This window comes from Rhizobium arsenicireducens (assembly GCF_964021225.1).
On sequence record NZ_CAXHYK020000001.1, the window covers coordinates 2,097,104 to 2,118,704 of the forward strand.

General features: G+C 63.4%; 21 protein-coding genes. 11 read left to right on the forward strand and 10 right to left on the reverse strand.

Translation table 11 applies throughout. From position 1 onward, the window contains the following. Nucleotides 1-54 precede the first annotated feature (54 nt). Complete coding sequence (locus ACWPVA_RS10400) at nt 55-1,413, forward strand: glutamine synthetase family protein (protein WP_454287611.1); 1,359 nt, start codon at nt 55-57, stop codon at nt 1,411-1,413. Between the two features lie 232 nt (nt 1,414-1,645). Further along, nucleotides 1,646-2,308 (forward strand): outer membrane protein, encoded by a 663-nt coding sequence (locus tag ACWPVA_RS10405; RefSeq protein ID WP_454287612.1) that lies wholly within the window; start codon nt 1,646-1,648, stop codon nt 2,306-2,308. A gap of 75 nt (nt 2,309-2,383) precedes the next feature. On the opposite strand, the gene ACWPVA_RS10410 is transcribed toward ACWPVA_RS10405, so the two are convergent. From ACWPVA_RS10410 to ACWPVA_RS10425, 4 genes are all read right to left on the reverse strand, one after another. Then, entirely contained in the window at nt 2,384-3,010 is a 627-nt protein-coding gene (locus ACWPVA_RS10410; protein ID WP_454287613.1) for a nucleoside triphosphate hydrolase, read from the reverse strand. After that, complete coding sequence (locus tag ACWPVA_RS10415) at nt 3,007-3,789, reverse strand: ATP-binding cassette domain-containing protein (protein WP_454287614.1); 783 nt, start codon at nt 3,787-3,789, stop codon at nt 3,007-3,009. Before ACWPVA_RS10415 ends, ACWPVA_RS10410 begins: the two co-directional genes overlap by 4 nt. Then, the gene (locus tag ACWPVA_RS10420) at nt 3,789-4,871 is read right to left on the reverse strand and encodes an ABC transporter permease (protein WP_454289568.1); all 1,083 of its coding nucleotides are present in this window, start codon (nt 4,869-4,871) and stop codon (nt 3,789-3,791) included. Before ACWPVA_RS10420 ends, ACWPVA_RS10415 begins: the two co-directional genes overlap by 1 nt. 151 nt (nt 4,872-5,022) lie before the next feature. Then, nucleotides 5,023-6,048, reverse strand: coding sequence for a substrate-binding domain-containing protein (locus ACWPVA_RS10425; RefSeq protein WP_454287615.1), 1,026 nt, complete (start codon nt 6,046-6,048; stop codon nt 5,023-5,025). A gap of 235 nt (nt 6,049-6,283) precedes the next feature. On the opposite strand from ACWPVA_RS10425, the gene ACWPVA_RS10430 reads away from it, so the two are divergent. Next, complete coding sequence (locus tag ACWPVA_RS10430; protein WP_454287616.1) at nt 6,284-7,546, forward strand: ROK family transcriptional regulator; 1,263 nt, start codon at nt 6,284-6,286, stop codon at nt 7,544-7,546. Here the strand turns inward: ACWPVA_RS10430 and ACWPVA_RS10435 are convergent. Beyond that, entirely contained in the window at nt 7,539-8,501 is a 963-nt protein-coding gene (locus ACWPVA_RS10435) for a diacylglycerol/lipid kinase family protein (protein WP_454287617.1), read from the reverse strand. The genes ACWPVA_RS10430 and ACWPVA_RS10435 overlap by 8 nt on opposite strands. 320 nt (nt 8,502-8,821) lie before the next feature. Here ACWPVA_RS10435 and ACWPVA_RS10440 point away from each other — a divergent pair, with 320 nt between their 5' ends. Continuing rightward, nucleotides 8,822-9,838 (forward strand): zinc-binding alcohol dehydrogenase family protein, encoded by a 1,017-nt coding sequence (locus tag ACWPVA_RS10440; protein WP_454287618.1) that lies wholly within the window; start codon nt 8,822-8,824, stop codon nt 9,836-9,838. Nucleotides 9,839-9,868: 30 nt separating this feature from the next. On the opposite strand, the gene ACWPVA_RS10445 is transcribed toward ACWPVA_RS10440, so the two are convergent. Next, complete coding sequence (locus ACWPVA_RS10445; protein WP_454287619.1) at nt 9,869-10,345, reverse strand: Lrp/AsnC family transcriptional regulator; 477 nt, start codon at nt 10,343-10,345, stop codon at nt 9,869-9,871. A 125-nt stretch (nt 10,346-10,470) separates the two neighbouring features. On the opposite strand from ACWPVA_RS10445, the gene ACWPVA_RS10450 reads away from it, so the two are divergent. Continuing rightward, nucleotides 10,471-11,382, forward strand: coding sequence for a DMT family transporter (locus ACWPVA_RS10450; RefSeq protein ID WP_454287620.1), 912 nt, complete (start codon nt 10,471-10,473; stop codon nt 11,380-11,382). A 25-nt stretch (nt 11,383-11,407) separates the two neighbouring features. On the opposite strand, the gene ACWPVA_RS10455 is transcribed toward ACWPVA_RS10450, so the two are convergent. Next, nucleotides 11,408-12,022 carry a L,D-transpeptidase gene (locus tag ACWPVA_RS10455; RefSeq protein WP_454287621.1) on the reverse strand — a complete coding sequence of 205 codons (615 nt, stop codon included), beginning with the start codon at nt 12,020-12,022 and terminating at the stop codon, nt 11,408-11,410. Nucleotides 12,023-12,275: 253 nt separating this feature from the next. On the opposite strand from ACWPVA_RS10455, the gene ACWPVA_RS10460 reads away from it, so the two are divergent. Continuing rightward, nucleotides 12,276-12,692 (forward strand): DoxX family protein, encoded by a 417-nt coding sequence (locus ACWPVA_RS10460; RefSeq protein WP_454287622.1) that lies wholly within the window; start codon nt 12,276-12,278, stop codon nt 12,690-12,692. A 77-nt stretch (nt 12,693-12,769) separates the two neighbouring features. On the opposite strand, the gene ACWPVA_RS10465 is transcribed toward ACWPVA_RS10460, so the two are convergent. From ACWPVA_RS10465 to ACWPVA_RS10475, 3 genes are all read right to left on the reverse strand, one after another. Beyond that, entirely contained in the window at nt 12,770-13,876 is a 1,107-nt protein-coding gene (locus ACWPVA_RS10465) for a branched-chain amino acid aminotransferase (protein WP_454287623.1), read from the reverse strand. Nucleotides 13,877-14,157: 281 nt separating this feature from the next. After that, nucleotides 14,158-14,649, reverse strand: coding sequence for an EF-hand domain-containing protein (locus ACWPVA_RS10470; RefSeq protein ID WP_454287624.1), 492 nt, complete (start codon nt 14,647-14,649; stop codon nt 14,158-14,160). Between the two features lie 246 nt (nt 14,650-14,895). Further along, nucleotides 14,896-16,560: an electron transfer flavoprotein-ubiquinone oxidoreductase gene (locus tag ACWPVA_RS10475; protein ID WP_454287625.1), complete on the reverse strand. Its 1,665-nt coding sequence runs from the start codon at nt 16,558-16,560 to the stop codon at nt 14,896-14,898. A gap of 320 nt (nt 16,561-16,880) precedes the next feature. Between ACWPVA_RS10475 and ACWPVA_RS10480 the strand changes: the two genes are divergently transcribed. From ACWPVA_RS10480 to ACWPVA_RS10500, 5 genes are all read left to right on the forward strand, one after another. Then, nucleotides 16,881-18,311, forward strand: a complete 1,431-nt coding sequence (locus tag ACWPVA_RS10480) for an FAD-binding oxidoreductase (RefSeq protein WP_454287626.1) — start codon at nt 16,881-16,883, stop codon at nt 18,309-18,311. A 77-nt stretch (nt 18,312-18,388) separates the two neighbouring features. Continuing rightward, nucleotides 18,389-19,177 carry an SDR family oxidoreductase gene (locus tag ACWPVA_RS10485; RefSeq protein WP_454287627.1) on the forward strand — a complete coding sequence of 263 codons (789 nt, stop codon included), beginning with the start codon at nt 18,389-18,391 and terminating at the stop codon, nt 19,175-19,177. A gap of 166 nt (nt 19,178-19,343) precedes the next feature. Continuing rightward, a complete protein-coding gene (locus ACWPVA_RS10490; RefSeq protein ID WP_454287628.1) occupies nt 19,344-19,568 on the forward strand; it encodes a hypothetical protein in 225 nt (74 codons plus the stop codon). An 81-nt stretch (nt 19,569-19,649) separates the two neighbouring features. After that, nucleotides 19,650-19,847, forward strand: coding sequence for a hypothetical protein (locus ACWPVA_RS10495; RefSeq protein ID WP_454287629.1), 198 nt, complete (start codon nt 19,650-19,652; stop codon nt 19,845-19,847). A gap of 161 nt (nt 19,848-20,008) precedes the next feature. After that, entirely contained in the window at nt 20,009-21,301 is a 1,293-nt protein-coding gene (locus ACWPVA_RS10500; RefSeq protein ID WP_454287630.1) for an Hsp70 family protein, read from the forward strand. The last annotated feature ends 300 nt before the right edge of the window (nt 21,302-21,601 follow it).

Here is a 21,601-nt window from a genome sequence, read left to right on the forward strand (position 1 = left end):
GCCGCGTGCCGGCCCCAAGACTGCCTTTCAGCCATCCATCGAGAGCCCTTTTTCATGACGAATTCTTCCGAGGCCGCAGCCCCCCTCGCAGCCGATCCCTCCGCGCGTATCGAAGTCCTGCTCGTCGGCATGAACGGCGACCTGCGCGGCAAGCTGATCCCAATAAAGGCCGAGGACAAAGTCTGGAAGAACACGGTTCGGCTTCCGGCCTCCACCCAGTCGCTCGACATCTGGGGCGACGACAATGACGACATCACCAGGATCTCGCTGACGCTGGGCGATCCGGACGGCATTTGCATTGCCGACCGGAATTCGCTGACTGCACTTCCCTGGGGGCCTGCCGGCTCCCGCCAAGTGCTGGCCACCATGCACACGCTTTCCGGCGAACCGCATTTCGTCTGTCCGCGCGCCATCCTCGCCAAGGTTTTGAAGCGTTTCGAGGAACGCGGGCTGACGCCGGTCGTCGCCACCGAACTAGAATTCTACGTGGTCGAGCCGGACTTCCGCGACACCGGCAAGCCGATGCCGCCGAAGGCCCTGGTGATGGACGGCGAGGTCGAGGGCTTCCAGCTTTACGACATGCGGGCAACGGCGGCGATGGAGGATTTCCTCGGCACCGTTCGCCGCTACTGCGACGAGATGGGCCTGCCGGCCGACGCCACGACCGCTGAATTCGGTCCCGGCCAGTTTGAGGTGAACCTCTTGCACAAGGCCGATGCGATGGCGGCCGCGGATGACTGCATCTACCTGAAGCGCGTGGTCGATTTCGCCGCCCGGCGCCATGGCCTGAAAGCCACCTGCATGGCCAAGCCCTATGCCGACCATGCAGGTTCGGGCCTGCATGTGCATGCCAGCATCATCGACAAGGACGGTCGGAACATCCTCGATGCCAAGGGCGCCGATCCGCTCAAGCTCAAGTCGATCACCGCCGGCATGCTGAGGACGATGCAGGACGCCCAATTGATCTTTGCGCCCTTCGCCAACTCCTACCGGCGCTTCCAGCCGGGCTCATTCGCGCCCGACAAGGTCGACTGGGGTTTTGGCAATCGCGGCACGGCGATCCGCATCCCGGACAGCGAGGGTCCTGCCGCCCGCATCGAACACCGCGTCGCCGGCGCCGACGCCCATCCGCACCTGCTGCTCGCTGCGATCCTCGGCGGCATCCTGCTCGGACTTGACGAAGACCTCGATCCGGGTCCGGTCACCACGCCCGATAGCGCGCCGGAAAATCCCGACATGCTGACCCACGACTTCCTGACCGCCGTCGACCGCTTCCGCGCCTCGGCCTTCATCGCCGACGTCTTCGGCGCGGAGTACCAGCGCATCTACGGCGACACCAAGCGCAAGGAAGCGATCACCTACCTGCGCACCGTGTCGAGCTTCGACTACCAGACCTATCTGCCGCGCATCTGAATCTCACCTATCGCGCGGGAAATCATGCACGGTCGTGCATCACGCTTCAGTTCCCGCCAGTGTGATGCTTTCATCACTCGGCCTCGGTGATTGCGTAGAGTTGACAAGCGTCAACACCACACGCCTAGGTGTTGCATCTCGGTTACTCGACGACGAATACGGCATGACCGAATTGTGTAGCGGCATATCCTATTGTACTAATACCTCACATTTGAGCGAGAGGGATGAGGCAATGATCAAGCATTTCGCAAGTGCAGTCCTGTTTGCAGCCATGGTGTCTCCGGCCGTCGCCGCGGACATGTCTATGCCTTATGAGGCACCTGTCTCCAGCGATTGGTCCGGGTTCTACATCGGCGGCCACATCGGCGGGGGCAAGTCGATTATCGACTGGACCTACGATATTGGTGGAACCACGGCGGACCACGAAGGCGACGGCATTATCGGCGGTGCACAGGTCGGATATAACTTCCAGTCGGGCGCCTGGGTGTTCGGTGCAGAAGCCGACATTTCCGCCTCCGGCATCGAAGGCGATACGGCTTGCCCCAACCCGGCCTTCACTTGCTCCAGCGAGGCGCAGTGGCTTGCGACCGTTCGCGGTCGTGTCGGCTACAGCTTCGACAATCTGCTGGTCTACGGCACCGGCGGTCTCGGCATCGGCCGGTTCGAGATGAGCACCGACAACGGTGCGGGTGTAAGCGGCAGCACGGACAAGACTGATACGGGCTGGGTCGCCGGCGCCGGCGTCGAATATGCCTTCTCGCCGCGCTGGTCGGTCAAGGCCGAGTACATGTACTATGACTTCGGCAGTTCCACCTATGAGGTTGATGGCGGTCTGGACGTCAGTGTTGACCAGCGCTTCCACACCGGCAAGATCGGCGTGAACTTCAAGTTCTGATAGTCCAACCTCGATCGACAGATGAAAAGAGCCGCCGCACAGGGCGGCTCTTCTGTTTTGCGGCTTCAAGAGCTTTCAGAAGCCGTCGATACTCAGGTCCGCCGGTCTGCTCTTCTCCATGACAAGACGTGCATTGGGCAGGTCGTTACCGTTGAGCTTGCAGGCTATGCCGGCGGTGTCGAGCCTATAGCCTTGCCAGCGGGCTGTGAGCCGCCGCTGCAGTTCCTCGACGGACGGGGCGACGAAGATCGAGAAATCGAAAAGCGGCGCGAGGCCCGACCATGGCGGCAGGTCGAGCAGCAGGTAATTGCCCTCGATAAGCACGATGCGGTCCTGTGGCGCGATGCTGCGGGCCGAGGCGATGGCAATGTCGCGGTCGCGATCGAAGACCGGTACAAGCACGCCCTCATCGCCCAGCCTGACCGCGCGCACGATGTCGGCAAACCCTCGTACGTCGAAGGTTTCCGGCGCCCCCTTGCGCGGCAAAAGCCCGCGTTGCTCAAGGATGCCGTTGTCCATATGGAAACCGTCCATCGGCAGGACGACCGCGCGTTCTCCGCGTGCATTCAGGATCTCGGCGAGCCGTTCGGCGAGCGTCGACTTGCCGGCGCCCGGCGGACCAGCGATCGCGACGAGAAAACGGCGCGCCCCTTCTGCCTGCCGTATGATGGTTGCGGCAATCTCGTTTGCCGTCAGGCTCATGCGGCCAGTGCCTCGCTCGGGGCCTCCTTGGCGCCGGTCATGAAGGCCACCGCATCCGACATCGTATAGTCCTTCGGATTGACCACACAGAGGCGTCGGCCAAGCCGGTGGATGTGGATGCGGTCGGCGACCTCAAAGACATGCGGCATGTTGTGGCTGATCAGCACGATCGGAATGCCGCGCGAGCGCACGTCCTGGATCAGTTCCAGCACGCGGCGGCTTTCCTTGACGCCGAGCGCTGCGGTCGGCTCGTCGAGGATGATGACCTTGGAGCCGAAGGCGGCGGCCCGAGCCACGGCCACGCCCTGGCGCTGGCCGCCAGACAGTGTTTCCACCGCCTGGTTGATGTTCTGGATGGTCATCAGGCCGAGTTCGGAGAGCTTGTCACGCGAGAACTTTTCCATGGCCGGACGGTCGAGCGAGCGGAAGATGCTGCCCATGATGCCCGGCTTGCGCAGTTCGCGGCCGAGGAACATGTTGTCGGCGATCGACAGCGCCGGCGACAAGGCGAGGTTCTGGTAGACCGTCTCGATGCCGGCCTTGCGCGCCTCGATCGGCGAGCGAAACTGCACCGCCTGGCCTTCCAGCCGGATCTCACCCTCGTCCGGCGCAATGGCGCCGGAGATCGCCTTGATCATCGAGGACTTGCCAGCCCCGTTGTCGCCGATGACGGCGAGGATCTCGCCCGGATAGAGGTCGAAGTCGGCACTGTCGAGGGCTGTAACGCGGCCGTAGCGCTTGACGAGGCCGCGCGCGGTGAGAATGGGTTCCTGAGCCATCAGCCTGCTACCTTTCTGATCCACTGGTCGATTGCCACGGCGGCGATGATGAGGACGCCGATCAGGAGATAGGTCCACTGCGGGTCCGTGCCGATGAGGCGCAGGCCGAGCGAGAAGACACCGACGATCAGCGCGCCGAACAGCATGCCGAGGATGGAGCCGCGGCCGCCGAAGAGCGAGATGCCGCCGATCACCACCGCCGTGATGCTCTCGATATTGGCGAACTGGCCGGCGGTCGGAGAAACCGAGCCGATGCGGCCGATCAGCGCCCAGCCGGCCAGCGCGCAGATCAGGCCCGACAGCGTATAGACCGAGACCAGCATGCGCTTGACGTTGACGCCGGCGAGTTCCGCCGCCTCCGGATCGTCGCCGACGGCATAGACATGGCGGCCCCAGGCGGTGCGGTTGAGCACGTACCAAAGCAGCGCGACGAGCAGCACCATGAAGATGACGCCATAGGTGAAGACGGCGCTGCCGATGCGCAGGTTCTGGCCGAAGAACTGGAGGATCGGCGCGTTGGCGGCGATGTCCTGGCTGCGGATCGTCTCGTTGGCCGAATAGAGGAAATTGGAGGCGAGCACGATCTGCCACATGCCGAGCGTGACGATGAAGGGCGGCAGCTTCATGCGGGCGACCAACTGGCCGTTGATCCAGCCGCAGGCGGCGCCGACGGCCAGGCCGCACAGCACGGCAAACGTGGGCGGCAGGCCGTACCGGAAGGTGAACTGGCCCATGACCACCGAAGACAGCACCATGATGGCGCCGACCGAAAGATCGATGCCGGCCGTGAGGATAACCAATGTCTGGGCGGCGCCGACAATGCCGACGATCGCCACCTGTTGCAGGATGAGGGTCAAAGTGAAGGCGGAGAAGAATTTTCCTCCCAGAAGGACGCCGAAGACGGCGAGTGACAGCACCAGCACGATCAGCGGCACGGCTGCCGGGCTCGAATGCAAGAAGTGCTGAAACTTCTGCAGCGGCGTCTTGTCATGGGTGTCGAAAGAGGCGACCTGGGTCGAACTGTCGGCCAATACCTTCTCGAATTCCTGGCTCGGCTGCGAAACCGGATCTGCAGACTGCATCACCTCGTCCTCCCTGGCTGTCCCGCGCGTGTCTCTGCTGATTGGGAGCGACCGACCCTCCGCCCGGTGGGCCGGTCGCAATGGCCAGCATGCTTGCGCTGAGGGGAGTTGAGGCTCCTCTGCGCGCAATCACCGGCTCGAAGTCGGGCCCTTAGCCCCAGCACTTGTCCTTGCCGGCCTTTGTGTCGATCGACTCGACGCCGGCAGCCGGCTTGTCGGTGACCAGCGCCACGCCGGTGTCGAAGAAGTTCTTGCCTTCGGTCGCGGCCGGCTTCTCGCCGGTGTCGGCGAACTTCTTGATCGCCTCGATGCCCATGGAGGCCATCAGCAGCGGATACTGCTGCGAGGTCGCGCCGATCACGCCCTCAGCGACATTCTGCACGCCCGGGCAACCGCCGTCGACGGAAACGATCAGCACGTCTTTCTCGCGACCGACGGCCTTCAGCGCTTCATAGGCGCCGGCAGCGGCCGGTTCGTTGATGGTGTGGACGACATTGATCGTCGGATCCTTCTGCAAGAGGTTTTCCATGGCGGTGCGGCCGCCCTCCTCGTTGCCGTTGGTGACGTCATGGCCGACGATGCGCGGATCGCTTTCGTCGCCGATCTTGTTGATATCGGCAACGTCGATGCCGAAGCCCTTCATGAAGCCCTGGTTGCGCAGGACGTCGACCGACGGCTGCGACGGGGTGAGGTTGAGGAAGGCGATCTTGGCATCCTTGGCGGCGTCGCCAAGCGTTGCCGCAGCCCATTTGCCGATCAGTTCACCGGCCAGCAGGTTGTCGGTGGCGAAGGTCTGGTCTGCGGCGTCGATCGGCTCGAGAGGCGTGTCGAGGGCGATGACCAGCAGGCCGGCGTCGCGGGCCTTCTGGACGGCCGGAACGATGCCCTTGGTGTCGGAGGCGGTCAAAAGGATACCCTTGGCGCCATCGGCAATGCAGGTTTCGATGGCGGCGACCTGGCTTTCGGAATCCCCGTCGATCTTGCCGGCATAGGATTTCAGCGTCATACCAAGTTCGGTCGCCTTGGCGGTCGCGCCCTCCTTCATCTTGACGAAGAAGGGATTGGTGTCGGTCTTGGTGATCAGGCAGGCCGAAACGTCGGCGGCGCTGGCCGGAGCCGCAAGAATGGTACCGAGCGCAAGCGCTGCCAGCGACGCGGCGAAATGAGACTTCTTCATGTGATTCCTCCCGAAAAACGATCGACCCGGATACTCCGGACCATGAGCGTGGTGCCCAGGCGCTCCCACACCCGGCTGGCGGTCTCATCAAGGCCGCCGTTTCTCCACGCACCATTTACAACATCAGCAGAATTCGATTGTCAATAAATAAATCCGATTGAATTATTAATTCGCTGTGACATGTTGGTGATCATATTCTACAAGGCAGCGGGGAGCGACCGAGGGAGGAGCGACCATGGCATTGTCGGAAATCCAAAGTGGGTCAAGCGAGCAATCGCCTTCCACGCCTGCTGCCGGCGGCGCCAATCAGGTGCGCGTCCGCGCCTATAACGAACGGCTCGTACTATCCCATGTCCGCCGCAACAGCGGCGTGTCCAAGGCCGAGATCGCCAGGCTGACCGGCCTTTCGGCCCAGACCGTCTCGGTCATCATGCGGGCGCTGGAAAAGGACGACCTGCTGATCCGCGGCAAGCCGGTACGCGGACGCGTCGGCCAACCCTCGGTGCCGATGCATCTGAACCCGGACGCCGTGCTCTCCTTCGGCGTCAAGATCGGGCGACGCAGCGCCGATCTCATCCTGATGGACTTCGTCGGCACGATCCGCCTCAACCGTCACCTCACCTATCCCTATCCCAATCCGGCCGAAATCCTCGATTTCGTCGTCTCGGGGATCGGCGAACTGCAGCACCAGCTCTCAGCCTCGCAGCGCAGTGCCATCGCCGGCGTCGGCATTGCCGCGCCCTTCGAGCTGTGGAACTGGGCGCGCGAGGTCGGCGCGCCGGAAGGTGCGATGGAGGCCTGGCGCGGCTTCGATCTTCAGGCTGAGGTGGCAAGCCGCCTGCCCTATCCCGTCTACCTGCAAAACGACGCCACCAGCGCCTGCGGGGCGGAACTGGTGTTCGGCGTCGGGCCGCGCTATCCGGACTTCGTCTATTTCTATGTCGGCTCCTTCATCGGCGGCGGCATCGTGCTCAATTCGACGGTCTTCGTCGGCCGCACGGGAACCGCCGGCGCAATCGGCCCGCTGCCGGTACGGAACAAGCATGGCGAGACGCGGCAATTGTTGGAGATCGCCTCGATCTTCGTACTCGAACGACTGCTGCGTGAGCGCGGCATCGATCCGCAGCCACTGTGGTACGATGCCAAGGACTGGATCGACTTCGGCGAGCCGCTGGACATCTGGATCCGCGACTGTGCCGCAGCTCTTGCCCAGGCGATCATTGCCGCCAGTTCGATCATCGATTTTTCGGCCGCCATCATCGACGGAGGCTTCCCGGAATGGGTCCGGGAACGCCTCGTGGCCGCCACCATCGAGGAGATCGGGAAGCTCGACCTCCAGGGCATCGTCTTTCCCGACATCATCGAGGGCGCGGTGGGCGCCCAGGCCCGCGCCGTCGGCGGCGCCAGCTTGCCGATCTTTGCCCGTTATCTCATCGACCAGACCGTCTTGTTCAAGGAGATCGACAATGCTGAAGGGAACAGACCCGCAGCTATCTGACGATTGAACACCGCTGCGCAGGTGCCTTATCTTTCCAACGGCTGGACGACACCGCAGCAGGGACCAGAACCTTGAGTCCACGGGGATGGAGACGGATGTCCACATCGCGCGGCATGCGCAAGAGTTCCCCGTCGACGACGCAGAGCGCGCCGTGGCGGCGCTTGGGGAAGTGCAAGCGCACGCGCCCGGCGGTCGTGGCGCTGACCGCTTCATTGTCCTTCAGCTTGCCACGCAGAATGTCATAGGCGAGTTTTGCTACGCCGACCGGCTTCAGCGGGTCCGCCAGATAGACGCCGAGTCTCCCGGTGGTCAGATCATCGGCAAAGAACAGCGGGTTTTCCCCGAACGGATTGTTTGAGACGGAAATCGCCGAGACCAGCCGGCGGTCGTTTCGCCCGTCCCGGTCGATATCGAAGATTACCTCGAAGTGCGACGGCCGCAGCATCACGCTCAAAGCCGCGCGCGTGCTTGCGCGCACCTTGCCGAGACGCGAGGCAAAATCCATGGCATTGCGCATGCGCACCATGCGGGCGTGCAAACCGGCGGAAAACTGGTGGACGAAGGGACGGTCGTTGACGGTTGCAATATCGACCGCCTGAACCCGGCCCTCAGCCAGGGTTTCAAGAACGGCATAGATGTCTAGCGGCAGCTTCAGCGAACGGGCAAAGAGGTTCATCGTGCCGGCAGGAATAACACCGAGGGGAACACCGGCCTTCCAGGCAATGCCGGCGGCAGCCGAGATTGTGCCGTCGCCGCCACCGGCGATCAGCGCATCGATACCCTCTTCATGCGCTGACGCCTCCAGCCGCTCGACCAAATCACTCCCGGCCACGACGGAGAAGGATATGTCGTGACCCGCCGCTCGGAAGATCTCCTCTGCACGGGCGCAATAGGCGTCCATGTCGGTGGTCTTGAACGTGCCGCCGTCCCGATTGAAAACCGCTTTGAGTCTCATGGATCCTTTCCGGCCCACCGTCCGGCGGGAACCCTCGTGTGCGAGAAGCCCATATTAACGCGGCACCCTGGGATTGGTTTCGTCTTCCACCGCGGGAATCTGGATCGGCATAAGGGAAACCAAGCGGCGCCGTGCGCGGACGGCAAATCAACCAGCACCCATAAGCCGGATATTTCCTGCGGCGGCGCTGTCCTTGCTTGGCCTGCTCTCAGCATGCCTTGCGTCGCAGGCTGTTCCCCTGGACACAGATTACGCATTCTTGCCTAAAGCGCATATACGTATCAATTGACGGCAGTAAAAACCCCTCACGGAGACTTTCCATGCGCGCAGTCGGCTACCAGAGCCCCCAACCCATCGCCGCCGAGACCTCGCTGGTCGATATCGAACTCCCAATGCCGGAGGCAATGGGCCATGATCTGCTGGTCGAGGTGAAGGCCGTGTCGGTCAACCCGGTCGATACAAAGGTCCGTTCCGCCGCTCAGCCGGAACCCGGCCAGCACCGCATTCTCGGCTATGACGCCTCGGGCGTGGTCAAGGCGGTCGGCGAGAACGTCACGCTGTTCAAGCCCGGCGACGAGGTCTTCTATGCCGGCGTCATCAATCGTCCCGGCACCAACAGCGAATTCCACCTGGTCGACGAGCGCATTGTCGGATTGAAGCCGAAGAGCCTGAGCTTCGCCGAAGCCGCCGCGATTCCGCTCACCGCGATCACCGCCTACGAGATGCTATTCCATCGCCTCAAGGTGCACGACAAGGTGGCCGGCGCCAACAACGCGCTACTCGTCACCGGCGGCGCCGGCGGCGTCGGCTCGATGGCGATCCAGCTCGCCCGCGCGCTGACAAACCTAACCATCATCACCACCACGTCGCGGCCGGAAACCAGCCAGTGGGTCAAGGATCTCGGCGCGCATCACGTGCTCGACCACAGCAACGCGCTCGCACCACAATATGCAGCGCTCGACATCGGCGCACCGGCCTTCGTCTTCTCGGTCACCCGCAGCGACCTGCATGTCGCTGATCTCCTGGCGATCGTCGCGCCGCAGGGCCGGTTCGGCATCATCGACGAAATCAAGGGCGGCTTCGACGTCATGCCGTTCAAGGGCAAGGCGGTGTCGATCCACTGGGAATCGATGTTCACCCGCGCCGTCTTCCAGACCGCCGACATGATCGAGCAGCACAAATTGCTGACCCACGTCGCCGAACTGGTCGACAGCGGCCAGATCCGCACGACGCTCACCGAAACGCTCGGCACCATCAATGCCGCCAACTTGAAGAAGGCGCACGCTCTGATCGAATCGGGCCGGACCAAGGGCAAGATCGTGCTCGAAGGCTTCTGACAGCCGGAACGAGGCGGTGTTCGCCCCGCGTCACCCCTTGACCGACGGCAGCTTCAGGGGGCCGCCGGTCTTGACGCTGCGGATGGCGAAGTTCGACTGGATGTCGGTGACATGCGGCAGGACCAGCAGCTTGTCAGTCAAAAGTGCCTCATAGGCACCAAGGTTCTCGACCACCACCTCGGCCATAAAATCGGAATGGCCGGAAATCATGTAGCAGCCGACCACTTCCGGCAGATCCTGAAGGGCCTGCTGGAAGGCATGGGCATGCTCGCGCGTGTGGTGGGCCACCTTGAAGGCGACGAAAACCGTCAGTTCCAACCCGACGGTGCGTCGGTCGATATCGGCCCGATAGCCGCGAATGATGCCGGCCTGCTCCAGCATGCGGATCCGCCGGAGGCAGGGCGACGGCGACAGATTGACCCGTTCGGCGATCTCGACATTGGTCGCCCGCGCATCGGCCTGCAGGGCCTCAAGGATGGCAAGATCGAATTTGTCGAGTTTCGGCATATCCAGAACCTTTGTCGCACTCCAGCGCAATTTTGTGCCAATTGAGACGATCAGGCAAGCGCAAATGGCAAGGACACGCCACGGACACCGAGGCTATACTGGCGCCGTCTCTCCAGGAGTGCTTCATGACTGCCGCCAGCCCCGCCACCCGACCACCGCTTTCAGCCGGCCTCGGCGCCGCCTCTGCCTTGTCAGTCGTGCTGATCTGGGCGGCCTGGCTGATCTCGACGCGCCACAGTGTCGGCACCTCGCTTTCCGCGCTTGACCTCAGCCTGCTGCGCTATGGCGTGCCCGCCCTGGTGCTTGCGCCCTTCTGGCTGCGCACCGGGCTCTGGCCCAAGGGTACGCCGAAATGGACCCTGGTGCTGATGGTGCTCGGCTCAGGCGCGCCGTTCTTCCAACTGGTCGCCTTCGGCATGAAGGCAACGCCTGCCTCCGCCGCCGGCGTGCTTTTGCCCGGCGTCATGCCGCTTGCGGCAGCGCTGATCGGCGTCGCACTCCTTGGCGAGCGGCCGGACCGCATGCGCAAGCTTGGCATGCTGGCGATCCTCACCGGTGGCGTCTTGCTGCTCGTCGACAACCTGTCATCTGGCCGCCTGTCCTGGGTAAGCTATACGGTGCTGCCGGCCGGCGCCACGCTGTGGGCGATCTACACCCACGCCTTCCGAAAGTCGGGGCTTTCGGCCTTCGAGGGCGGGGCGCTGATCTGCATCTGGTCGACCATCATCAACCTCGCGCTCATCCCCTTCCTCGGCACGCATCTGCTTACCGCGCCAATTGCCGAAACAGGCTTGCAGTTCGTGACGCAAGGCCTGCTCTCGGGCCTGCTGGCCACTGTGCTCTACGGCACGGCGGTCCGCAGCCTCGGCGGAACGCAGGCCGCCGCCTATACCGCCGTGACGCCGGTCGCGGCGGCGATCGGCGGTGCGCTCCTGCTTGGCGAACCGCTCGGCATCGTGACGGCCGTCGCGACACTGGTAACAGGGGCCGGCGTGCTACTGTCGACCGGCCTGCTTTCGCCTCGGGCCGGCCGCTGACGACTGGCTGACCGCTGGCAGGCTGTCAGGCCTGCAGCACCAGAACCCGGCTCCCGACCTTTACGCGGTCGTAGAGGTCGATCACATCATGGTTCATCATGCGGATGCATCCCGACGACATGGCCTGTCCGATCGACCACGGCTGGTTGGTTCCGTGAATGCGGAACATCGTGTCCTTGCTGCCACGATAGAGGTAGAGCGCGCGCGCGCCGAGCGGATTGTTGATCCCACCCGGCACACCACCTGCATATTTCAGGTTCCGCTGCGGATCACGGCGAATCATGTTCCCTGTGGGCGTCCAGCTCGGCCATTCCGCCTTGCGACCGATATGGGCAACCCCGGCAAGTGCCAAGCCGCTGCGACCGACGCCGACGCCGTAACGTATCGCCCGGCCGTTGCCCAGCACGTAGTAGAGGCGGCGGGCCGGCGTATCGACGACGATCGTGCCGGCGGGCTGGCTCGTTTCGTAGGCGACCTCCTGGCGGCGCAGTTCCGGCTTGATCTTGTCGATCGGCACCTTTTTCAGCGGATGCGGCTCATTTGGCCGCGCATCATACATCGACTGCGGGCTCGGGCCGGTCTGGCATCCGGCCAGTAGCAGCGGCAGGCCAATCAGCAGGCTGCGGCGGGAAATCGTCATTCTCAAGCCCCCAGGAGTTCTTTCACATGGCTCAAATCTAAGAAACTTATGGTTAACGCCCGGTTAAAGCGCGTGCTGCCGCGGTTAATCATAGACCAACCTGCGTCTCAGACCTGACATCTGCCGCAGCCATTTCACGCCATTCCCTTCGGATGGACCGGTCTCCATCTATGCTCCGCCACTGCAAGATTTCGCCCTTGCCATTACTCGAAGAATGACGAAACTGCACGGCCTCATAGCAGGGGATTGCTTTATGAAAAACGTCATTACTTCTGTGACCGCGACCAGTTGGTTCGGTTACCTGGCCCGCATCGTGCTGACCTACATGTTCTGGGCAAGCGGGATCGCCAAGCTGGTCGATTTCCAGGCTGCCGTAGGAGAGATGGCCCATTTCGGCCTCAACCCACCGGCGGCCTTCGCCATTGCTACGGCAATCGTGCAACTCGTCGGTTCGGCGCTCATCATCCTTAATCGCTGGACGTGGCTTGGCGCCGGCATGCTCGGCGTCTTCACCGCGCTGACGATCCCGATCGCCCACAATTTCTGGAGCATGGAGGAACCGTTCAAGACAATCGAATTCTACGTCGTGATGGAGCATATCACTGTCATCGGCGCGCTGATGGTGGTCGCCTGGAAGGCCGAGCAATGGGGCCAGCGGGCGGCCAACTAACCAGGACCTGAAACGGAAAAGGCCCATCCGCGCTGCGGACAGGCCTTTTCATCGAATCGGTTGACGTGGGAGCGGTTTCACACGCCGTCGATGACGTGGATCCAGCCGTGGCGGTCATTGCTCTGGCCGCGCTGGATGCCGACCAGTGCGTCGCGCAGCCGGGTCGTGACCAGTCCGGTCTCGCCACCGCCGATCTGGAACTCGCCGTCCGGATACTTGACGGTGCCAATAGCGGCGACCACGGCGGCGGTGCCGCAGGCAAAGGCCTCCTTCAGCTTGCCGCTTTGCGCGTCCGACTTCCACTCATCGAAGGAATAGGGCTTCTCGTTCACGGTGATGCCCTCCTCGCGGGCGAGTGCGATCAGCGATTTGCGGGTGATGCCCGGCAGGATCGTACCGCCAAGCGGCGGGGTCATGATCGACCCGTCGTCCATGACGAAGAAGACGTTCATGCCGCCCAGTTCCTCGACCCATTTATGCTCGGCGGCATCGAGGAAGACGACCTGATCGCAGCCCTTGGCATAGGCTTCTGCCTGGGCGACCAGGCTTGCCGCATAATTGCCACCGCACTTGGCAGCACCGGTACCGCCGGGTGCTGCGCGGGTATAGTCCTGCGAAACCCAGATACTGACCGGCTTGGCGCCTCCCTTGAAATAGGGACCCACGGGCGACGCGATGACGCAGAAGATATATTCCTTCGACGGCCGCACGCCGAGGAAGGTCTCGCTGGCGAACATGAAGGGGCGCAGATACAGACTGCTGCCCTCGGCACTCGGGATCCAGTTGGCATCGAGTTTCACCAGCTTTTCGACCGCCGCGAGGAAATCGGCCTCTGGCAGTTCCGGCATCGCCATGCGGCGGGCCGATTCATTGAAGCGGCGAGCGTTTTCCTCCGGGCGGAACAGCACAGCGCGGCCATCGCCCGTGCGATAGGCTTTCATGCCTTCGAAGATTTCCTGGGCATAGTGCAGCACGCTTGACGCCGGGTCGATCTGGAACGGTGCCCGTGCCGTCACTTCAGCCGAGTGCCAGCCCTTGCCTTCGCTCCAGCGGATGACAGCCATGTGGTCGGAAAAAAGCGTGCCGAAACCGAGGTTCTCGAACGCCTTCAGGCGATCCTGCTCGGGCAAGGGGGTGGCACTTGGCTTCATGTCGAAGGTAAGGCGGGATGTTTCGGCTTGCATCGCGGTGATCTTTCAGCTGACCTCTAGGGTGGGCGCAAACTGCCGCTTTAGCCGCCAATTTTCAAGCCGATATTGTTGGAGATCGGTACGCCTCATGCGGCGTGCAATCCGCTCGTCTTCCATTTCGGGAGGTTCAGCCACAGCGAGGAAAGACATTAGCACGGAGGCCGGAACAGGCTGCCGTCTTCTTCCTCGTTCATCGGGCCCACGCGACCGTCGCCGCCGGATCGGGAGCCCGGCCAGCCTCCTGGCGGCCAGCCGGTTCCCATTATACGCGGAGATTAGTTCCACTGCTGGCTGCGCCATTCCCACGGCGTGACCTTACCGTCCTTGTCAGCGTCAGCCTCCTCGAAACGGGCCTTGCTGCTGGCGATGAACTCGGCCTGCGAAACACTGCCGTTCTTGTCCGCATCCATCGTGGCGAACCTGTCGCTCTTTTCCTTCTCCCGAGCGGCCTGGCGTTCCTTGTTCCAGCCGTTCTGCGGGCCCATGCGGACCGTCATGTATTCTTCCATCGACAATTCGCCATTGTCGTCCGAATCCATGGCGACGAAAACCTCTTCTGCCGCCGAGGCCGCTTCTTCAGCGCTGATTACACCGTTTTCGTCGGCATCGATGATCGGGAAGCGACCGCGGCCAGGACCATTCATCATCATTCCACCGCGGCCCCAGCCGGGACCGGCGCCATAGCCAAAAGGCTGTGCCTGAACGACGCTCGCCAGAAGCGCTGTCGTCAACGACAGAGCGACCATCATCTTGAGTTTTCCTGCCATGTGCATATTCCTCTAATGGTTGAATTTCCTAGAATCCCGGCCGACCGTCCGGCAAGCCTCGAGGGGCAAAACGACTTTACCCCAGCAGCATATATTAAAATTTATATGTATCAACACTGTGAACATTCATTGCGCGAAAGCGCGGCATCCTGAACATGGCGTCGGTCACAGACTGCCAAACAAAAAAGCGGCCTCCGCCGACCGGAGACCGCTACGCTTGACTCTGAAAGGGCCTAAGGCTGACCGCTACATGTTCGGATAGACCGGACCTTCCGCCCCCTGCGGCGGCACCCAGTTGATGTTCTGGTTGGGGTCCTTGATGTCGCAGGTCTTGCAGTGGACGCAGTTCTGCGCGTTGATCACGTAGACCTGTTCGCCATCCTTCTCCACCCATTCATAGACGCCGGCCGGGCAGTAACGGGTCGAGGGACCGGCATAGACGCCGAGTTCCGAGCGTTTCTGCAGGTCCATGTCCTTGACGTGGAGGTGAACCGGCTGGTCCTCCTCGTGATTGGTGTTGGACAGGAAGACGGAGGACAGCCGGTCGAAGGTCAAGACGCCATCCGGCTTGGGATAGGCGATCGGCTTGTGCTTGGCCGCCGGCTCAAGCGAGGCCGCATCAGTCTTGCCGTGCTTCAGCGTGCCGAAGATGGACAAGCCGAACAGCTGGTTGGTCCACATGTCGAGACCGCCGAGGCCCACGCCGAGCGCGGTGCCGAGCTTCGACCACAGCGGCTTGACGTTGCGCACGCGCTTCAGGTCCGTGCCGATATCGGTCGAACGCCATTCGTTCTCGATCGCGACCGGCTCGTCATTGGCGCGGCCGGCGGCGATTGCTTCGGCGATCTTGTCGGCCGCCAGCATGCCGGACAGCACGGCATTGTGGCTGCCCTTGATGCGCGGCACGTTGACGAAGCCGGCGGAACAGCCGATCAGCGCGCCGCCCGGGAAGGAAAGTTTCGGCACCGACTGGTAGCCGCCTTCGGTGATGGCGCGGGCGCCATAGGACAGGCGCTTGGCCCCTTCGAAGGTCGGGGCAATCGTCGGATGGGTCTTGAAGCGCTGGAACTCCTCGAACGGGTAGAGATAGGGGTTCTTGTAGTTCAGGTGGACGACGAAACCGACCGCCACGAGATTGTCTTCCAGGTGATAAAGGAAGGAGCCGCCCCCGGTCTTCATGTCGAGCGGCCAGCCGAAGGAGTGCTGGACCAGGCCGGGCTTGTGATGCTCGGGCTTGACCTGCCAGAGTTCCTTTAGGCCGATGCCGAACTTCTGCGGCTCGCGATCCTTCGACAGGTCGAACCTGGCGATCAGCTGCTTGGCGAGCGAGCCGCGCACGCCCTCGCCGATCAGCACATACTTGCCGAGCAGCTCCATGCCGCGGGTATAGGCCGGGCCCGGCTCGCCGTTCTTCTCGATGCCCATGTCGCCTGTGGCGACGCCGATCACCGCGCCCTGGTCGTTGTAGAGCACTTCGGTCGCGGCAAAGCCCGGATAGATCTCGACACCCAGCGCCTCGGCATGGGTGGCGAGCCACCGACAGACATTGCCCAGCGAAACGATATAGGCGCCATGATTGCTCATCAGCGGCGGCATGAACATGTTGGGCAGACGGATCGAGCCGGCGGGCCCCAGGAACAGGAACCGGTCGTCCTTCACTTCTGTCTTGAAGGGATGGTCCGCCTGCTCGCGCCAGCCGGGCAGCAGTTTGTCGATGCCTACGGGATCAACCACCGCGCCGGATAGGATGTGCGCGCCGACTTCCGAACCCTTCTCCAACACGACGACGGTGAGGTCCGGATTGACCTGTTTCAACCGGATCGCCGCCGACAGACCGGCAGGACCGGCGCCGACGATCACGACGTCGAATTCCATGCTCTCGCGTTCGGGCAGTTCGTGTTGCTCGCTCATCATCTCTCTCCGCTCGGCCGGGTCCCAGTCTTCAGCTTCTTCCTTGTCAAAACACAAGCGCCTTGTCGAGCCGCGATGCGACACGCGGTGGCCCGAAATAAAGGCTGGGCGATATTCCCGGACAGAATATCTAACGCTTACGTTAACGTCAATCATTGGACAGCGCGAAGGGGGGAGAGGCCGGCCGCTTGCTGCCAATTCGCAACGCGCCCGTCTTGGCGATTGTTCCGGGCGGCGGCGCGGACTAAACATCCGCCGGCAGGCGCGCGCATGCGCCGAACGCCGCGCCGTTTAAGGCCGACCAGACAGGATGAAAACGAATGCCCGACCGACCAGCAGTCCTATTCAGCGCCGAGCAATTGCTGGAACGCCTTGGCGACCTTCACCCCGAGCTCGTCATCCTGGGCCCCGCGCATCTTGCCGGTCGCCACCCCGGCGAGCACGCCGACAATTTCGCCGGCGGCGTGATGGCGCAGCCGGGTTCGACCGAGGCAGTAGCGGCGCTGGTTTCGTGGTGCGCCGCGCACGACGTCTCCATCGTGCCGCAGGGCGGCCTGACCGGTCTGGTCGGCGGCAATGTCAGCCATGCCGGCGAGGTGATCCTGTCCTCTGCCCGCCTCAACCGGATCGTCGCCATCCATCCCGACGAAATGACGGTGGAGGTGGAGGCCGGCGTGCCGCTCGAGACGCTGCAGCAGGCGATCGCCGCCCATGGGCTCACCACCGGCATCGACCTCGGCTCGCGCGGCTCGGCCACCATCGGCGGCATGGTGTCGACCAATGCCGGCGGCATTCTCGCCTTCCGCAACGGGGTGATGCGCCACCAGGTGCTCGGCCTCGAGGCGGTGTTGCCGTCCGGCGCCGTCTTTTCCGACCTCACCCGCGTGGTCAAGGTTTCAGCCGGGCCGGACCTCAAGCATCTGTTCATCGGCGGCGAAGGCGCCTTCGGCTTCGTCACCCAGGTGGTACTGAAACTGGAGCCGCAGCGGCCCGCCCGCGCCACCGCCTTTCTCGGCGTGGCCGATGCCGCCTCGGCGCTTGCCGTCATCCGGCATTTCCGCAGCCTCTCCTCCGTGACGCTCGAAGGCGCGGAAATGATGTGGCCGCGCTACATCCGCGACGGCGCAGCGCTCAAGGGCTTCGATCTCTCCTGGCTCGAAGAGGACGCCGCGGCGCTGCTGATCGAGGTCTCCGCGGAAACGGTCGAAGCGGCGACGGCAGCGCTGGAACAGGGGCTGGAATCGCTCTGGGAGCCGGTCGGCCTCAAGGGCGGCGTGATCGCCCAGTCGCTCGACCAGGCGCGCCGATTCTGGGACATACGCGAGGATTCCGGCTTCTACTACCCGGCGATCCCGCACGCTCCCTCCTTCGACATCTCCGTGCCGCCCACCCATCTCGACGCCTATGTCGCCGGCCTCGACGCCCGGCTGAAGGCGATCGATCCGTCATATGAGGCCTATGTCTACGGCCATGTTGCCGACGGAAACCTGCACCTGACGCTGATCAGGCCCGGCCCGCTGCCGCAGGACGAGCTTCTGGCCGTCGAGAACGCGATCTATTCAGGCATCGGCGAGGCCGGCGGCTCGTTTTCCGCCGAACACGGCGTCGGCGTCGAGAAGCGTTATGCCTACGAGACCTTCGCCTCGCCGGAGAAGCAGGCGCTGGCCCGCACGATCAAGCAGGCGATCGATCCGAAGGGCTTGTTCAATCCGGGGAAAGTGCCGTTCTCTTTTTTTGATCACAGCAGATGACAGGCGGGGTTTCGCCCACCTCCCCCCCTTGCTAGTTTGCGCCAACGCAGAACACAGTCTCAAGGGAAGGAACTCACATGGATTTCGGAATTTCGGGCAAGCGGGCGCTTGTGCTCGCCTCGTCACGCGGCCTCGGGCTCGGTATCGCCAAGGCGCTGTCCGACGAGGGCGTGCATGTGCTGCTCTGCGGACGCAGCGCCGACAAGCTGAAGGCCAATGCCGACGCCATCAACGCGGCCGGTCGCGGCAAGGCCGACTGGGTCGAAGCCGATCTCTCCGACGCGAATTTCGTCGACACGATGCTGGCCGCCGTCCACCACAAGCTCGGCGGCATCGACATCCTGGTCAACAATACCGGCGGCCCGACGCCGGGCACGGCGGAGGAGATGACGGCGGAAAAGCTCTACAATTTCTTCCAGTCCATGGTGGTGCGCGTCATCACGCTGACCAATGCGCTGCTGCCCTTGATGCAGACGCAAGGCTTCGGCCGCATCCTCACCGTCGCCTCGTCCGGCGTATTCGAGCCGATCCCCAATCTCGCCTTGTCGAACACGCTGCGCTCGGCGCTGGTCGGCTGGAACAAGACGCTTTCGACAGAGGTGGCCTCCTACGGCGTCACGGCGAACATGCTTCTCCCCGGCCGCATCCATACCGACCGGATCGATGAACTGGACGCCGCCAATGCCACGAAGGCCGGCAAGTCGATGGACGAGGTGCGCGCCGCCTCGCTAAAGTCGATCCCGGCCGGCCGGCTCGGCAAGGTCGAGGAATTCGCCGCGGCAGCGGCCTTCCTCTGCTCCGTGCCCGCCTCCTATGTCACAGGCACAATGCTGCGTGTCGACGGTGGAGCGGCAAAGTCGATCTGATCGCCCCACACCGTAGCGGAACCCCGAAGAGACCCCGCGACACTTTGTGTTCGCGGGGTTTTTTCGCATATTCGCCCTCCCCAAAGTCGGCAGAGGGATTTTACTGGCGTCCGGCACGGACTCGACTATAGTGGTGCGACAAATTGTTCCATGGGAGGAGAGACTATTGGAGCAGATTCGCCAGTTATTCACCGTCGTCGGGGCCCTGACACTGCTTGTCGGCATTGCCTGGGTGGCCCACGGCACCGGCCTGTTCCGCCTGCCCGGCACCGACTTCATGCCGAACGAAAGTGTGTGGACGATCAACGGCATGCTCGTCGCCGTCTTCGGCCTGATCGTCTTCGTTGGCGCGCGCTGGTTCCTGCGCCGGGAGCACCCCACGGCGAACTGACGTCCCTGGTTTGACCAATTCTGGAACTTGCACGGCCGCGCCCGGCGCGCGGTCTTTTGCGCTTTGCGGGGAATAGTTGCCATGACAAGACGCATCCTCGTGATCCTCGGCGCGCTCGCGATGCTGATGGGCCTCGTGTGGATCGGCCAGGGCAGCGGATACTTCCCCTATCCCGCCTCCAGCTTCATGATCGACCAGCGCCCGTGGATCGCCTACGGCGCGGCGCTCGCGCTCGTCGGCGTTGGCCTCATCTGGTTCGCCCGGCGCACGCCGCGATAAGGCGCGCGCAAGCCGCCGGTTGGTCGGCGTAGCACCCCCTTGCCTTCCCCCTCCCCTTCGTGGCACTACGCGCCCTCTCCAATCCGGGCGCACTCGGCGCCCTGTTCACCTTCGGGCGCTGCCCGGCTTCAACAACCGACACACCATGAAGGAGCGCGGCGATGGCTGAGGCGCTGGGGCTTGATTTCGGCACGACCAACACCGTATTGGCGCTGGCTGATAGCGCGCGGACCACCCATTCGATCCGCTTCTCCTCTCCGGCCGGGGAAAGCGACAGCATGCGCACGGCGCTGTCCTTCATGAAGGATCGCAATCTCGGCGCCGGGGCGTTGAAGGTCGAGGCCGGACAGGCGGCGATCCGCGCCTTCATCGACAATCCCGGCGAATGCCGCTTCCTGCAGTCGATCAAGACCTTTGCCGCCTCCGCCCTGTTCCAGGGCACGCTGATCCATGCGCGGCGCTTCCAGTTCGAGGACCTGATGGAGGTCTTCCTCAAGCGCCTCGAAGCCTATGCCGGCGACGGCTGGCCGTCGGGGGCGAAACGCATCGTCGCCGGCCGGCCGGTGCATTTCGCCGGCGCAAACCCCGATCCGGAATTGGCCATCACCCGCTACAATGCGGCGCTTTCCCGCTTCGGCTTTCCCGAGATCCACTATGTCTACGAGCCGGTGGCGGCGGCCTTCTACTTCGCCCAGCATCTCAAGCAGGATGCGACCGTGCTGGTCGCCGACTTCGGCGGCGGCACGACCGACTATTCGCTGATCCGCTTCGAAACGAGCGGCGGCAAGCTTTCCGCCGTGCCGGTCGGCCATTCCGGCGTCGGCATCGCCGGCGACCAGTTCGATGCCCGCATCATCGAGCATCTGGTCGCGCCGGAAATCGGCAAGGGCAGCCAGTTCAAGAGTTTTGACAAGGTGCTCGACGTGCCGAGCAATTACTACACCAGCTTCTCGCGCTGGAACCAGCTGTCGGTGTTCAAGTCCTCGCGCGAATATGCCGACCTGAAATCGCTGGTGCGCCAGAGCCTCGAACCGGAGAAGCTCGAACTCTTCATCGATCTGGTCGAGCATGACGAGGGCTATCCGCTCTACCAGGCGGTCTCGGCCACCAAGATGGCGCTGTCCTCGGCCGACGAGGCGGAATTCCGCTTTTCACCGCTCGGACGGGCTGGGGAAAAGACAGTCAAGCGCGCCGAATTCGAAGGCTGGATCGCCGACGACCTCGCCCGCATCGAAGGCGCTCTCGACGAGGTTCTGACCACGACCAACACGGCGCCGGGCGCAATCGACAAGGTCTTCCTCACCGGCGGCACCTCCTTCGTGCCGGCAGTGCGCCGCATCTTCACCGACCGCTTCGACGCAAGCCGCATCGAGACCGGCGGCGAACTCGTCTCGATCGCCCACGGCCTGGCGCTGATCGGCGAACGCGACGACATCGCGCAATGGGTGGCGTGAGGGGGCGCCGTCGCCACCCCTCCCAAACCCTCCCCACAAGGGGGAGGGCTTGACCCGCCGAGCCTTCCGTATCTCAGTCATCGCCGGTGACTATTGCCAATCCTGACGACTATTGCCGATCCCCGATAGCTGCGACCGAAGTCTGGCCGCGAGTCTTCTCCCCCCTTGTGGGGGAGATGGCCGGCAGGCCAGAGGGGTTCTCTCCCCCTTGGTGGGGGAGAATGGAATTTCACCATCTTAACGAAGCTAAGTGTTAGAAATTAAAAGAGAGAGGGGCGGTCGCCTCGTTCCCCCCTCACC

What these genes read in the sequence shown, in the direction of transcription:
- ACWPVA_RS10470 (WP_454287624.1), bottom strand. Translation starts at nt 14,649, where the DNA reads ATGGCAGGAAAACTCAAGATGATGGTCGCTCTGTCGTTGACGACAGCG.
- ACWPVA_RS10405 (WP_454287612.1), top strand. Translation starts at nt 1,646, where the DNA reads ATGATCAAGCATTTCGCAAGTGCAGTCCTGTTTGCAGCCATGGTGTCT.
- ACWPVA_RS10495 (WP_454287629.1), top strand. Translation starts at nt 19,650, where the DNA reads ATGACAAGACGCATCCTCGTGATCCTCGGCGCGCTCGCGATGCTGATG.
- ACWPVA_RS10460 (WP_454287622.1), top strand. Translation starts at nt 12,276, where the DNA reads ATGAAAAACGTCATTACTTCTGTGACCGCGACCAGTTGGTTCGGTTAC.
- ACWPVA_RS10420 (WP_454289568.1), bottom strand. Translation starts at nt 4,871, where the DNA reads ATGCAGTCTGCAGATCCGGTTTCGCAGCCGAGCCAGGAATTCGAGAAG.
- ACWPVA_RS10475 (WP_454287625.1), bottom strand. Translation starts at nt 16,560, where the DNA reads ATGAGCGAGCAACACGAACTGCCCGAACGCGAGAGCATGGAATTCGAC.
- ACWPVA_RS10465 (WP_454287623.1), bottom strand. Translation starts at nt 13,876, where the DNA reads ATGCAAGCCGAAACATCCCGCCTTACCTTCGACATGAAGCCAAGTGCC.
- ACWPVA_RS10500 (WP_454287630.1), top strand. Translation starts at nt 20,009, where the DNA reads ATGGCTGAGGCGCTGGGGCTTGATTTCGGCACGACCAACACCGTATTG.
- ACWPVA_RS10485 (WP_454287627.1), top strand. Translation starts at nt 18,389, where the DNA reads ATGGATTTCGGAATTTCGGGCAAGCGGGCGCTTGTGCTCGCCTCGTCA.
- ACWPVA_RS10430 (WP_454287616.1), top strand. Translation starts at nt 6,284, where the DNA reads ATGGCATTGTCGGAAATCCAAAGTGGGTCAAGCGAGCAATCGCCTTCC.
- ACWPVA_RS10400 (WP_454287611.1), top strand. Translation starts at nt 55, where the DNA reads ATGACGAATTCTTCCGAGGCCGCAGCCCCCCTCGCAGCCGATCCCTCC.
- ACWPVA_RS10415 (WP_454287614.1), bottom strand. Translation starts at nt 3,789, where the DNA reads ATGGCTCAGGAACCCATTCTCACCGCGCGCGGCCTCGTCAAGCGCTAC.
- ACWPVA_RS10410 (WP_454287613.1), bottom strand. Translation starts at nt 3,010, where the DNA reads ATGAGCCTGACGGCAAACGAGATTGCCGCAACCATCATACGGCAGGCA.
- ACWPVA_RS10455 (WP_454287621.1), bottom strand. Translation starts at nt 12,022, where the DNA reads ATGACGATTTCCCGCCGCAGCCTGCTGATTGGCCTGCCGCTGCTACTG.
- ACWPVA_RS10435 (WP_454287617.1), bottom strand. Translation starts at nt 8,501, where the DNA reads ATGAGACTCAAAGCGGTTTTCAATCGGGACGGCGGCACGTTCAAGACC.
- ACWPVA_RS10450 (WP_454287620.1), top strand. Translation starts at nt 10,471, where the DNA reads ATGACTGCCGCCAGCCCCGCCACCCGACCACCGCTTTCAGCCGGCCTC.
- ACWPVA_RS10440 (WP_454287618.1), top strand. Translation starts at nt 8,822, where the DNA reads ATGCGCGCAGTCGGCTACCAGAGCCCCCAACCCATCGCCGCCGAGACC.
- ACWPVA_RS10425 (WP_454287615.1), bottom strand. Translation starts at nt 6,048, where the DNA reads ATGAAGAAGTCTCATTTCGCCGCGTCGCTGGCAGCGCTTGCGCTCGGT.
- ACWPVA_RS10480 (WP_454287626.1), top strand. Translation starts at nt 16,881, where the DNA reads ATGCCCGACCGACCAGCAGTCCTATTCAGCGCCGAGCAATTGCTGGAA.
- ACWPVA_RS10445 (WP_454287619.1), bottom strand. Translation starts at nt 10,345, where the DNA reads ATGCCGAAACTCGACAAATTCGATCTTGCCATCCTTGAGGCCCTGCAG.